We start from the raw sequence: 12,515 nt of genomic DNA on the forward strand, positions 1-12,515 counted from the left end.
TACTGCCTGACAAGTTTGAGCTTTAATTGCTCGCTATGCTTCGCCATAAAAAACACCCCAAATTGTTGGACGGGTGTCCAACTTTTGGGGTGCAGTTCACATTCGCGGCCACTTTGTCTTTGCTAGAGGCTCAAGGTCTCAAACCTTGAACGGATGACGCAACAGGATGGTTTCGTCGCGATCCGGACCCGTCGACACCATGTCGATAGGAACGCCCGCCACTTCCTGCACGCGTGACAAATACTTGCGCGCGGTTTCAGGCAACTGGTCCCATTGCGTGATGCCGATAGTGCTTTCCTTCCAACCGCCAAACGTCTCGTACACCGGCTCGCAACGAGCCACTTCCGAGGCGCCACGCGGCAAGATGTCGACGTTCTTGCCGTCGAGCTTGTAACCCACGCACAGCTTTACTTCGTCCAGGCCATCGAGCACGTCGAGCTTGGTCATGCACAGACCCGAGATACCATTGATCTGGATGGAGCGGCGCAGCGCGGCGGCGTCCAGCCAGCCAGTGCGGCGCGGACGGCCGGTCACCGAACCGAACTCCTTGCCGACGGTCGCAAGCGTCAGGCCAATCTGTTCCTGACGATTCACGTTGTCGGCGTCATACAACTCGCTCGGGAACGGACCCGCGCCCACACGCGTGCAATATGCCTTCGTGATGCCGAGGATGTAATTCAGCTTTTGCGGACCCACGCCTGCGCCCGATGTCGCCGCACCCGCCACGCAATTGCTCGAGGTCACGTACGGATACGTGCCGTGATCGATATCGAGCAATGTGCCTTGCGCACCTTCGAACAGCAGGTTGCGGCCGGCGTGATTCTCGTCGTACAGACGCCGTGACACGTCCGTCACCATGGGCGCCAGGCGCTCGGCGTAACCAAACATGGTGTCGAGCGTTTCCTGATAGTCCACCGCTGCCGCGCCGAGATAACCCGTCAGCACGAAGTTATGGAAGTCCAGCGTTTCGCGCAGGCGTTCTGCAAACACTTCGCGGTCGTACAGATCCTGCACGCGCAAGCCCCGACGGCCGACCTTGTCTTCATACGCCGGGCCGATACCTCGTCCCGTCGTGCCGATCTTCGCCGCGCCGCGACGTGCTTCGCGCGCCTGGTCGATGGCAATGTGATACGGAAGAATCAGGTTGGCGGCTTCGGAGATGAACAGGCGCTTCTGGACGTCGATGCCTGCCGTTTCCAGTTCGCCGATTTCCTTGAAGAGCGCTTCGGGCGACAAAACCACGCCATTGCCGATATAGCAAGCCGTGCCGGCGCGCATGATGCCCGACGGAATCAGGCGAAGGATTGTTTTCTTGCCGCCGATGATCAGCGTATGGCCGGCGTTATGACCGCCCTGGAAGCGCACGACGCCTTGGGCGTGGTCCGTCAACCAGTCGACGATCTTGCCCTTGCCTTCATCACCCCACTGGGTGCCGACCACGACGACGTTGCGCCCCGGGTTCACATTCACTGCGCTGGCAGACATGTCAATTTGATAGCTGGTTAAAAAAGCATTTTACCTATGTTCGCCGATGGTTCCGAGTTTTTCCCGGTATTTGCGAACGGATATCGACTCAAAGTCGGATTTATAAAACCTAAGTCTTGTCTGGAGTTTGCCTTCAACAGCGCTTCCGGCAAGCCCCAAAACCACTAGGAACGGGCCTCCACGACCCATGTCCCGTCGCGCTCGACCAGCACGCGATCGAACGCGAACTCGTCGAGGTCGTGGTCGTGTCCAGGCAACGCCTGGATCACCACTTTGCCGGCATCACGCAATTGCGCAACAGCCGCACTCAACGGTTCGTCGTGGTTCCAAGGTGCGAGGATCGCGCTGCCGCGGGCATCGACGGGAGAAATGCGCGCGACTTCGCGTAAATCCAGCGAGAAACCCGTTGCCGGACGCGCGCGGCCGTAGGCCTGGCCAACGTCGTCGTAACGGCCGCCTCGTGCAACCGCGTTCGGCACGCCGTCAACGTACGCCGAGAACATCACGCCGCTGTGGTACGCGTAACCGCGAAGATCGGCGAGATCGATCATCAGTTCAGCGCCGTGGGCCTGGGCCGCGAGGAACGCGAGGTCATCGAGCGCCCGGGAAATGACCGGCAGATTCGGCAGACGTGCGCGGGCTTCATCGAGCACCGATGCATCGCCGTACAGCGATGGCAACGCGCGCAACGCGTCCCGGGCAACGTCGCCAAGTTTGGACGTGAGCTCGTTCAGGCGCGGCACGTCTTTCGCGCCGAGCGCGTCGTAAAGCGACTCGCCGAGCGCGGCAGCGGCCGGCTCGAGATCGAGCAACGCGGCCAGAACGCCGGCGTGGCACAAATCGAGGCGCACCTTGTTCAGGCCGCTCAGACGCAGGGAATCGAGCATCAATTGCTGAATTTCCAGGTCGGCTTCGAGTCCCGCATGACCGTAGATTTCCGCGCCAATCTGGATCTGTTCGCGTGTTGCATGCAAGCCGCGCGGACGCGTATGCAACACGTTCCCTGCATAACAAAGGCGTGTCACGCCCTGACGATTCAACAAATGCGCATCGATACGCGAAACCTGCGGCGTAATATCCGCGCGCAGGCCAAGCGTGCGGCCGGACAATTGATCGACGAGCTTGAATGTGCGCAGGTTCAGGTCGCTGCCGCCGCTTGTCAGCAAGGACTCGAGATACTCGAGCATCGGCGGCATCACGAGCTCGTAGCCGTACGAACGAAAACGGTCGAGCAGCCGGCGGCGCAATTCTTCAATCTTGCGCGCCTCCGACGGCAAGACATCGGCGATATTCTCGGGGAGTAACCAGGTGGACATCGGGGCGTTTCCTACGGAACGTTTTTGAGCGCGGCAATGCGAAGTGAACGTGGCATCGCCGGTCGGTCAGGATAATCTTTTGATCTATGAGTGGCTACGCCGTGGCTGGCTTCGACGTAATTCAGGTTGCAATCAGCAGCAGAATCACGCCGAGCGCCATCGCGATCAAGCCGCCGATCCGAATCTGATGCGGCGGCCGTTGAGCGATCCGGCGGAACGTGTCGCGCCAGGAATTAGGGAAGACGAACGGAAACATCCCTTCGATAATCAGCATCAACGCAATCGCGAGCAGTAACGATGCAGCCATATCCAGTCAATAGATGACGCCGCGGCTCGGACCGCGGCGCTTGGAACTCAGCGCTTGCGCGCGAGCGCCGGGGTGGTGGCATCGGGGGCGCTCGGCGCAGCACCGTTCGGGCTGCGCATGAAGCGGAAGAAATCGCTGCTCGGATCGACGACCATCACATCGCCGGCATTGAACGTCTTTTTATACGCTTCGAGGCTTTGATAGAACTGGTAGAACTGCGGATCGACGCCGTACGCATCAGCGGCAATCGATGCAGCGCGGCCATCGCCCTCGCCCTTGATGGTCTGCGCTTCCTTGTAGGCATCGGCGAGAATCGCTTCTTGCTGACGATCCGCATTCGCCTTGATGGCGTCGGCGTCGGCCGTGCCCTTCGCGCGTTCTTCGGCCGCCGCTTGCTGGCGCGCCGCGATCATGCGCTTGTAGACCGAATCCGCCACCGCAGCCGGAAAGTCGATGCGCGTCAGCTGCACATCCACAAGTTCGACGCCGAACGCCGCTGCCGGCGCCTCGATCGATTTCTGCGCTTCCGTCCCGATAGCCTGCTGCTCGCCGAGCACGTCGGCAAGCGGACGCTTCGTGAACGATGACGTCAGCGCCGTGCGCGTAAGCGCCGCCAGACGGTCCTGCGCGGTCTGCGTGTTCTTCTCGTTGCTGACAAAAAGCTTCAGCGGGTCCGCGACACGATACTTGATGACCGTATTCACGATCACCTCGTTCTTGTCCGACGTGTTGAAGCGGTCGGTGCCGGCTTCGTCGATGGTGAGCGTACGTGTGTCGATCAGCGTAAGCGTCTGGAACGGCGGCGGCAGCTTGAAGTGCAGTCCGGGCGTGACGAGCCTGGGTTCGCCGCCGCCATGCGCGGTGATCACGCCGGCGTGGCGTTCGTCGACCACGAACATCATGGACGAGCCGATAAACAGCACGACCACCACGGCAACCACGAGGGCAACGATTCGATTCATGATCGCGCTCCTCATTGCGTGTCGTCTTCACGCGAACGCGAACGGAACGCGTCGCGCGAGCGCAATGGATCGCCACCGGACGATTTCGCCGACGCCGATGCCGACGCCGGTAAAGCAGCCGCAGCGCTTGCTGCCGTGCTTGCGGAAGCAGCTTGCGCCGCGACCGCCGACGCTGCCTGCGCGCTTTCGCTGCGCGCGTCCTGCGTGATCGACGTTCCGACAGCCGCGGGCGCTGCGCCCACCGGCTGGTTCGTGGTTCCAGCTGCGGCAGACGAAGCCTCCGGCGCACCGCTTGCCGGCGCGGCTGCATTTGCGCGCTGGCGGTTTGCATCGACGAGCTTGTCGAGCGGCAGATACACCACGTTGTTAGAACTCTTGCTGTCGACAAAAACCTTCGTCGCCCGCGAGTAAATCTGCTGCATTGTGTCCAAATACATGCGTTGACGAATCACTGCCGGCGCCTTCGAATATTCTGCATAAACCTGCTTGAAGCGCTCGGCATTGCCTTGCGCTTGAGAAACGGCCCGGTTGCTATAGCCCTTCGCTTCATCGATCATGCGCGCCGCGTCGGTTTTCGCGCGCGGAAGCAGCTGATCGGAGTAAGCCTTGGCCGTGTCCACCGCACGCTCGTTGTCCTGGCGAACCTTCGCCGCTTCTTCGAACGCGGGTTGAACCTGCGCCGGAACCTGCACGCTTTGAATGGTCACGCCGGTCACCTGCAGCCCGGTCTTGTACGAATCCAGCGATGCCTGAATCCGATCGACCAGCTTGGCGCGCAACGCTTCGTGATCCTTGAACAGCAGCTCGTCCGTGCTGTGCGTGCCGGCAATCTCGCGGATGGCGGCCTGAGCCGATTCCGTCACGTTCTGCTCCGGATCGAGATTGCGGAACAGATAGTCGGTCGCCGACTTGATCTGATACTGCACGGCAAAGCGCACGTCGACGATATCCGCGTCGTGCGTCAGCAGCGATGCGTCGCGAACATTGGCTTGCGTAAGCGTGTTGTTACGGCCGATATCGACCGAGCGGATCTGCGACGTATTGACGATCTCGTGCGACTCGAACGGATACGGCAGGCGCCAGTGCACGCCTTGATCGGCCTGGCCTTCGTACTTGCCAAAGCGCGATACCACGCCCACATTTCCGTCCTGCACGACAAACACGCCGCTACCGAGATAGATCGCGATCAACGCGCCGACAACAATGCCCAGCCCGATCTTGGCGCTGCGGCCATTGTCCGGACGCGGGCCGCCGCCTGCGGGCTTCTTGCCGAACAGGCCCGCGAGCTTCTTGTTGAAGTCGCGCCACATTTCGTCGAGATCCGGCGGTCCTTCGCCGTCCTTGTCCTTCGATGGACGCTTTTGTTCCTGCGGACGCTTCGGGTCCTGGCTTTTGGTGTCGCCATTGCCGTCGCCCCGCCCCCAGCGCGGGTCGTTGATCGAAAAGACGGCATGCGAAAGCTGCCGGGTACTCCGCTCGTTGTAGTCGTTCACTCGGTGATTCACCATTAGACAGCCGGGTCAATGCAAATCGGAACAGATCAGTGCCCGTGCTCGGGGACCTTGCGGTCTTCACTTTCGTCGGCTGACCGGTGGTCTTCCGGTAGCGTGGTTCCGTCGTCGGATGTGCTATCCATGGACTCCGGCACGATTGTGCCGTCCGGAAGTTCCGTGTACTCGTTGTTATCTTTCGGTTCGGAAGCCGCAAATTCGGCGATTGCCGCGCGCAGGGCGTCGAGTCCCTGACCCGTTCGCGCGCTTAAAAAGACGCGCAAAATATTACCATACTCGTCCCTTTCAACCGGATCGTTGCGGGCCGCGAGCTCAGGCACTGCATCGATCTTGTTGAATACGAGAATCTGCGGAACACCCTCGGCGCCGATACTGCTCAGCACCTTGTTCACTTCTTCGATCTGGTCGAGCCGGACCATGCTCGAGGCATCGACTACATGCAACAGCAAGTCCGCCTGAACCGTCTCTTCGAGCGTTGCGCGAAATGCCGCCACGAGTTGGTGAGGCAGATCGCGAATGAACCCGACCGTATCCGATACCACCGCCTGACCCGCTTCCTCGCCGAGATAAACCCGGCGGGAAGTTGTATCGAGCGTGGCGAACAGTTGATCCGCCGCGTACGCCTGAGCCTTTGTCAACGCATTGAATAGCGTGGACTTGCCCGCATTTGTATAACCCACGAGCGACACCGACGTGGTCCGGTTCCGCTCACGTTGCCGGCGCTGCGTGCCATGCTGGCGCTGCAGCTTCGCGAGCCGCGCCTTCAGCGCCTTGATCCGCTCGCCAATCAGGCGACGGTCGGTTTCGAGCTGCGTTTCACCCGGTCCGCGCAAACCGATACCGCCCTTTTGCCGCTCGAGGTGAGTCCACGCGCGAATCAATCGCGTCGACAGATACTGAAGCTGTGCAAGTTCGACCTGCAGCTTGCCTTCATGACTACGGGCACGCTGCGCGAAAATATCGAGGATAAGACTGGTTCTGTCGATCACGCGGAGCTCGAGCGCCGTTTCCAGGTTCCGCTGCTGCGCGGGTGCCAAAGCGTGATTGAAGATGACGAGTTCCACGTCGTTCGCAACGCACGCGAGGCGCAGCTCTTCGACTTTGCCGCTGCCAACGAACATCTTGGCATCAGGGCTGGAACGGCGACCGGTCAGGGTGACGGCGGGATGGGCGCCCGCACTTTGTGCGAGCAGACTGAGTTCTTCGAGACTGGCATCGAAATCGATTTTTCCGAAGTCGACACCGACAAGCGCTGCGTTGATCAAATTGATATTTTCATTTTGAAGCGACCGGTGAATTAGCAAGTTCATTCATGCCGTCACACCGGACGCTGCGAGGTTTAGGGCGTTTCAGCATCCGGGTGGAAATTCACCGGACGCGCTGGCACGACCGTGGAAATGGCGTGCTTGTAGACCATCTGGGTCACGGTGTTACGGAGCAACACGACGTACTGGTCGAACGATTCAATATTGCCTTGCAGCTTGATGCCGTTGACCAAGTAGATCGACACTGGCACATGCTCTTTTCGCAGTGCGTTCAAAAACGGGTCTTGTAACAATTGCCCTTTGTTGCTCATAGCAAACTCCGTATTATTTTTGCAGGTTAACGTGATTGCGACGAAGAAAAAGAGATCCGCCGTCAATCGCTACACTATAGCCGATTTTCATTTTCGCACCAGCGAGCGGCGCCCGTCCAAATCCGCCGAAACGCTTGATGCACGCGGGATTCAGGCCGGCATCAGCCCTTATCCGCGTAAGGATTCGCACTCGAACGAAACTCTATGCGCAATGGAGTCCCAACCAGCCCGAAAGTTTCTCTGAAACGTCCTTCGAGGTAACGTTTGTACGTGTCCGTGATCGCGTCGAGCGCGTTTCCATGCACGACAATGATCGGGGGATTCTGCCCGCCCTGATGCGCGTAACGGAGCTTCGGACGAATCGGGCCGCGACGGCGCGGCTGCTGGAATTCCACTGCATCGATCAACGCACGCGTCAGCTTGGGCGTCGGCAGTTTTGCCATGGCTGCGGCGTAAGCGTCATCGACGGATTTCATCAACTGGCTAATACCGGTTTTTTCGAGCGCCGACACGTAATGGAATTTAGCAAAGTCCAAAAACTTGAGCTTGCGCGTCAGGTCCGCCTTGGTGCGCTCGCGCACATGCGAGTCGAGTCCGTCCCACTTGTTGACGCCAACCACCAGCGCGCGCCCCTGTTCCACCACGAATCCAGCGATATGCGCGTCCTGCTCGGAAATGTCCTGCTGTGCATCGAGCAGCAGGATCACCACGTTTGCGTCTGAAATCGACTGAAGCGTCTTCACCACCGAAAACTTTTCGATCGCTTCGAACACTTTGCCGCGACGACGCAAACCCGCTGTATCGATCAACGTGTATTTGCGGCCACTTCGCTCGAAATCAACATAGATGGAATCGCGCGTGGTGCCGGGCATGTCGAACGCGATCACGCGCTCTTCGCCCACCAAGGCATTGATCAGCGTCGACTTGCCCACATTCGGGCGTCCCACGATGGCGATCTTCACGCCACGGGCCGCCTTCTCCTCGGGATCTTCTTCCGGCTGCCCGGCATAGGCAATCTCGAGCGCATCGCCGATCATCTCTGTCACGCCGTCGCCGTGCGCCGCGGAAATCGCGCGCGGGTCGCCAAGACCGAGTTCGTAGAAATCGGCGGCCACCGCGCTGTACTTCATGCCTTCGGCCTTGTTCACCACCAGAAACAGCGGCCGGCCCGTCTTGCGCAGATAGTCGGCAATCGCCTTGTCTTGCGGCGCGAGTCCGTTGCGTCCGTCGGTGATGAAGACGACGACGTCGGCCTCCTCCACCGCCTGGCGCGTCTGGCGAGCCATCTCATGCAGGATGCCGTCTTTCGCGACGGGCTCGAAACCGCCGGTATCGACGACCAAATACGGGCGGTCGCCCACGCGGCCTTCGCCGTAGTGACGGTCGCGAGTGAGACCGGGCAAGTCGGCGACGAGCGCGTCACGCGAGCGCGTCAGGCGGTTGAAGAGCGTCGATTTCCCCACATTGGGGCGCCCCACGAGGGCAATTACGGGTTTCATGAGATGGTGTTCTTGGTTGAACGCAAGACGGATGATTCCGGTCCGGCGTGCGCCGGATGTCACTCCGGAAACGGCGAACCGCGAAATGCGCGGTCCGGCGGTGTGTCGAAAATTAGCATGGTTCCAGCGGATCGAATCGCGAGACGCAGCAATTTTGCTGTTTAAGGTCCTGCTATCGGCTTCTGCTGACCCGCTTACGCTTTGCAGTCATCACGTTCAAGGCGCACCTGGAACGCGCGGCGCGCTCCCTCGAGAACATGAATTTGCGCTTCCGATGGCTGAAATGCAGATGCCGGAATGTTGCGCTTGCTGTTGTTGATACTGCTTGTGCGCTTATTTGCCGCACGATAAATCCGTCACGTGCAGCATTGATGAATCGATTCTATTCGCACGGCGCGGACTCAAAAAACAATAAAGTCCGGAGAAACACGAACGGCCGGCAGTACCGGCGCGCTCGTCAACTCAAATCCAAAGCTTCAGCGCGGGCGGAAACCGTAAAGGCCGCCGTCGTGCGTCTGAATCACCAGCGTGTCGCCAGCCAGGACCGGCGCAGCCGTGACCGCGCTGCCGTCGGTTTTCGCGCGACCGACAAATTCACCGTTGGTCGTGGAAAGGAAGTGCACAAACCCTTGATAATCGCCGATCACAACGGCGCGGCCCAGGATAAACGGCACGCTGACCATGCGGTTTTTCAGCTTGTCGTTCTTCCACAGCGGGGTTCCGTCGATCACGCTGAACGCATTGACCACCGACCAGTCATCGCCCGCGGCCACGACTTCGTTGTCCTGCGCAAGACCGCTGTCGCTCGAGAAGTTCTTTTCCCATTGCGGCCGGCCGGAGTTGGCATCGAAACAGCCGATACGACCCTGGAACGTCACCGCGCAGGTTTCGGATCCAACCAGCGTCGGTGCGCCGGTTACGTCGTTGATACGCTCGACTTCGGTCACACCTTTAGGAAACGATACCGGCGTCTGCCAGTAAGCATCGCCCGTTTGCAGGTTGATGGCAGCGAATGTGCCGCCCGGGAAACCCGCCAGGATCGCCTGCGACGCAGCGAACGTCATGCCGGCCGCCACGCGCAAATTGAGCGGCACGGCGCGCGCCTGGAACATCCACTTTTGTTCGCCGGTTTGCGAATTGAACGCGACGATCTTGCCGTCGATAGTCCGGACAACCACGAGGTCGTTACCCACGAGCGGCGGCGAGATGATTTCGCCAGGCGCCGTGGCCGTCCACAATTGCTTGCCGTCGGGTCCGAGCACGTACACATTGCCCTTCAAGCCGCCAACCGCTGTCAGGTTGCCGTCGCTGCCCACGCCCGCCGACAGATCGTCCTTGAGCTTGATGCGCCACACGTCCTGACCGGTTTTCGAATCGATCTTCGCGACCGTGCCGTTCGCGCCTGCCGCGTACACGGCGTCGCCGATTGCAACCGGCGAGAACAGATAGCGCCCGGCCTTGCCGACGCTCGCCTTCCATGCCTGCTCCACGTTCAGAACGGGCTTGATCTCGACAAGCGGAGTCGGCGCCCGGCGTTCGTCCTTGGTGGCACAGGCCGTGAGCATGACCGACATCGCGCAGGCGAGCGGCAGAGCGTAGCGTTTCAGAAAATTCATCGGTGGACGCAACATGGAGAAAATGAAATCGGTTGATCGGTGTGCGGTGAAACTCAGGACTGTCAGGTCCAACCGCCAAGAACCCGCGACTTTAACTCAGCGAGCGCCGCGCGAGCATAAACACAGTGCTGCCGCGCCGTGCATTTCGGCACGAGCAGCGTTAGCCGCCAAGCGCATCGAGCTTGAATTGAATCAGCTGGCGTGCCGACGAGTCAGACTGCGGCAACGAGCCAAGCGCCAGTTTATAGGCCGCGCGGGCGTCGTCGCGCTTGCCTTGTGCCGCCAGCAAATCACCACGACGATCCGATACGACGCCCTTGAACGCGTCGATGGGTTCGTCGGCGAGAACTTTCAGGCCGGCGTCGTAGGCTTTTTCGTCGAGGAGAATCAGCGACAGCCGCAATTTCGCGATCTGCTTGTATTCAGCGTCCTTGGCGTGTTCGACTGCCCACTGCAACTGGGCTTTAGCACCTTCGCTGTCGCCGCTCATGTACAGGGACTTGGCTGCGGCGAGCGCGGTCATCTGCGCATACGCGGTGCCGCCGAACTTGTCTTCCATGTCCGACGAGACGCGCGTGATCAAAGGCTTGTCACCCGCCGTCACTGCCTGCTGGACCTGATCGTAGAGTACGGCGGCTTCGGCAGCTTGCCTGCGTTGCCAGAAATTCCAGCCGTTCCAGCCTGCCGCGACCACGAGCACCGCGAGCACGATCCAGGTCGTGGAGTTGCCCCATTTGGCCCACCAGGCCTTCAGATTTTCAAGTGACTCTTGTTCTTCGTGATAGCTCATGCCCAGCGTATTCCTTGACTACTTTTGTGTTCGCGTGCAATGCCGCGCGCCATTGTTGCGGGCCGTCACACGGGGGTTTCCGCGCGACACAGCCGGACAATCAGTCGGCGCTGTCGTCGGCGGTTGCCACCATCGCATTGATTAGAAATTCGGTCAAGTCTTCCACAGGCACGGTGGCCTGCTCGTTCTTTTGACCCGTAGACTCAAGCGATGAAGTCCGCAATGGTTTCACGCCGACCATGCCTTGCGCGAGTTCGTTTTCGCCGAGAATGACCGCGAATGCCGCACCGCTCGCATCGGCTTTTTTCATTTGCGACTTGAAGCTTGCCGCTGCGCCGTCCGGGCTGCAATGGAGGATGACGTCGAGACCGGTGTCGCGCAAACGCTCGGCGATAATGAACGCCTGCTCCGCCGCCGCTTCGCCCTGATGCACGACGTAGATGTCCGTGCCTTCCGGCGCCGGCACGAGATTCTCTTCTTTCAGCAATTCCAGAATCCGTTCAACGCCCATTGCCCAGCCGCACGCCGCCGCCGCTTTTCCGCCAAGCTGTTCGATCAGCGGATCATAGCGACCGCCGCCTGCAACCGTTCCTTGCGAACCGAGCTTGTCGGTCACCCACTCGAACACGGTGAGGTTGTAATAATCGAGACCGCGAACGAGACGCGGATTGATCGTGAACGGCACATTGTTCGCCTTCAGCAAACGCTGAACGCCTTCAAAGTGCGCAAGCGATTCCGGCCCGAGAAAGTCGACAAGCTTCGGCGCGTTCTGTGCGATTTCCTGCATGGCCGGATTTTTCGTATCGAGCACGCGCAACGGGTTCGTGTAGAGGCGGCGTTTCGCTTCTTCATCGAGTGCGTCGACATGTTGCTCGAGATACGCGATCAATTCCTTTCGGTGCTCGGCTCGCTCTTCCGGCTGGCCGAGCGAATTGAGTTCGAGACGGATGCCGGTCAGCCCAAGATCGTCCCACAGGCGCTGGCACATCATGATGATTTCAGCATCGGTATCCGGACCCGCAAATCCCAGGGCTTCCACACCGACCTGATGAAACTGCCGGTAACGCCCGCGCTGCGGACGCTCGTGACGGAACATGGGACCGACGTACCACAGGCGCTTCGGGCCGTCGTACAGAAGATTGTGTTCAATCGTCGCGCGCACCACCGCAGCCGTGTTCTCGGGGCGCAGCGTCAACTGCTCGCCGTTGAGCGCGTCGGTGAAGCTATACATTTCCTTCTCGACAATGTCCGTCACTTCGCCAATTCCGCGCGTGAACAGTTGCGTGTGCTCGAGAATTGGCGTGCGGATCTGCTGGTAGCCGTAGGCACGCAGCATCGACTTGACGGTACTTTCGAAGAATTCGTACAACGCGGCATGTTCCGGCAGGATGTCATTCATGCCCTTCACGCCGCTTAGCTTTTCAAGCTTTTTCTTGACTTCAGTCATCTGTCT

11 protein-coding genes are annotated in these 12,515 nt (G+C 60.0%); all 11 read right to left on the reverse strand.

The window, feature by feature from the left end:
- Positions 1–138 precede the first annotated feature (138 nt).
- Positions 139–1,485 (reverse strand): adenylosuccinate synthase, encoded by a 1,347-nt coding sequence (locus tag ASG35_RS24460; protein WP_056363903.1) that lies wholly within the window; start codon positions 1,483–1,485, stop codon positions 139–141.
- A gap of 164 nt (positions 1,486–1,649) precedes the next feature.
- Entirely contained in the window at positions 1,650–2,801 is a 1,152-nt protein-coding gene (locus ASG35_RS24465; protein ID WP_056363905.1) for an ATP phosphoribosyltransferase regulatory subunit, read from the reverse strand.
- Between the two features lie 121 nt (positions 2,802–2,922).
- Positions 2,923–3,114 carry a DUF2065 domain-containing protein gene (locus ASG35_RS24470; protein WP_056363906.1) on the reverse strand — a complete coding sequence of 64 codons (192 nt, stop codon included), beginning with the start codon at positions 3,112–3,114 and terminating at the stop codon, positions 2,923–2,925.
- Positions 3,115–3,155: 41 nt separating this feature from the next.
- Entirely contained in the window at positions 3,156–4,070 is a 915-nt protein-coding gene (gene hflC / locus ASG35_RS24475; RefSeq protein WP_056364599.1) for a protease modulator HflC, read from the reverse strand.
- Between the two features lie 11 nt (positions 4,071–4,081).
- Positions 4,082–5,563, reverse strand: a complete 1,482-nt coding sequence (gene hflK, locus ASG35_RS24480; protein ID WP_056364600.1) for an FtsH protease activity modulator HflK — start codon at positions 5,561–5,563, stop codon at positions 4,082–4,084.
- A 47-nt stretch (positions 5,564–5,610) separates the two neighbouring features.
- Positions 5,611–6,891: a GTPase HflX gene (hflX, locus tag ASG35_RS24485; protein WP_056363908.1), complete on the reverse strand. Its 1,281-nt coding sequence runs from the start codon at positions 6,889–6,891 to the stop codon at positions 5,611–5,613.
- A 29-nt stretch (positions 6,892–6,920) separates the two neighbouring features.
- The gene (gene hfq, locus ASG35_RS24490; RefSeq protein WP_031356421.1) at positions 6,921–7,157 is read right to left on the reverse strand and encodes an RNA chaperone Hfq; all 237 of its coding nucleotides are present in this window, start codon (positions 7,155–7,157) and stop codon (positions 6,921–6,923) included.
- A 161-nt stretch (positions 7,158–7,318) separates the two neighbouring features.
- Positions 7,319–8,656, reverse strand: coding sequence for a ribosome biogenesis GTPase Der (gene der / locus ASG35_RS24495; protein ID WP_056364601.1), 1,338 nt, complete (start codon positions 8,654–8,656; stop codon positions 7,319–7,321).
- Positions 8,657–9,132: 476 nt separating this feature from the next.
- Positions 9,133–10,272 carry an outer membrane protein assembly factor BamB gene (bamB, locus tag ASG35_RS24500; protein ID WP_056364602.1) on the reverse strand — a complete coding sequence of 380 codons (1,140 nt, stop codon included), beginning with the start codon at positions 10,270–10,272 and terminating at the stop codon, positions 9,133–9,135.
- A gap of 160 nt (positions 10,273–10,432) precedes the next feature.
- A complete protein-coding gene (locus tag ASG35_RS24505) occupies positions 10,433–11,062 on the reverse strand; it encodes a YfgM family protein (protein WP_056363910.1) in 630 nt (209 codons plus the stop codon).
- Between the two features lie 100 nt (positions 11,063–11,162).
- A complete protein-coding gene (hisS, locus tag ASG35_RS24510; RefSeq protein WP_056363912.1) occupies positions 11,163–12,509 on the reverse strand; it encodes a histidine--tRNA ligase in 1,347 nt (448 codons plus the stop codon).
- Positions 12,510–12,515 lie beyond the last annotated feature (6 nt).

Source organism: Burkholderia sp. Leaf177, from assembly GCF_001424345.1.
In the GTDB taxonomy this organism is placed as follows: Bacteria; Pseudomonadota; Gammaproteobacteria; order Burkholderiales; family Burkholderiaceae; genus Caballeronia.

What these genes read in the sequence shown, in the direction of transcription:
- ASG35_RS24460 (WP_056363903.1), bottom strand. Translation starts at nt 1,485, where the DNA reads ATGTCTGCCAGCGCAGTGAATGTGAACCCGGGGCGCAACGTCGTCGTG.
- ASG35_RS24465 (WP_056363905.1), bottom strand. Translation starts at nt 2,801, where the DNA reads ATGTCCACCTGGTTACTCCCCGAGAATATCGCCGATGTCTTGCCGTCG.
- hflC (WP_056364599.1), bottom strand. Translation starts at nt 4,070, where the DNA reads ATGAATCGAATCGTTGCCCTCGTGGTTGCCGTGGTGGTCGTGCTGTTT.
- hflX (WP_056363908.1), bottom strand. Translation starts at nt 6,891, where the DNA reads ATGAACTTGCTAATTCACCGGTCGCTTCAAAATGAAAATATCAATTTG.
- hfq (WP_031356421.1), bottom strand. Translation starts at nt 7,157, where the DNA reads ATGAGCAACAAAGGGCAATTGTTACAAGACCCGTTTTTGAACGCACTG.
- der (WP_056364601.1), bottom strand. Translation starts at nt 8,656, where the DNA reads ATGAAACCCGTAATTGCCCTCGTGGGGCGCCCCAATGTGGGGAAATCG.
- bamB (WP_056364602.1), bottom strand. Translation starts at nt 10,272, where the DNA reads ATGAATTTTCTGAAACGCTACGCTCTGCCGCTCGCCTGCGCGATGTCG.
- ASG35_RS24505 (WP_056363910.1), bottom strand. Translation starts at nt 11,062, where the DNA reads ATGAGCTATCACGAAGAACAAGAGTCACTTGAAAATCTGAAGGCCTGG.
- hisS (WP_056363912.1), bottom strand. Translation starts at nt 12,509, where the DNA reads ATGACTGAAGTCAAGAAAAAGCTTGAAAAGCTAAGCGGCGTGAAGGGC.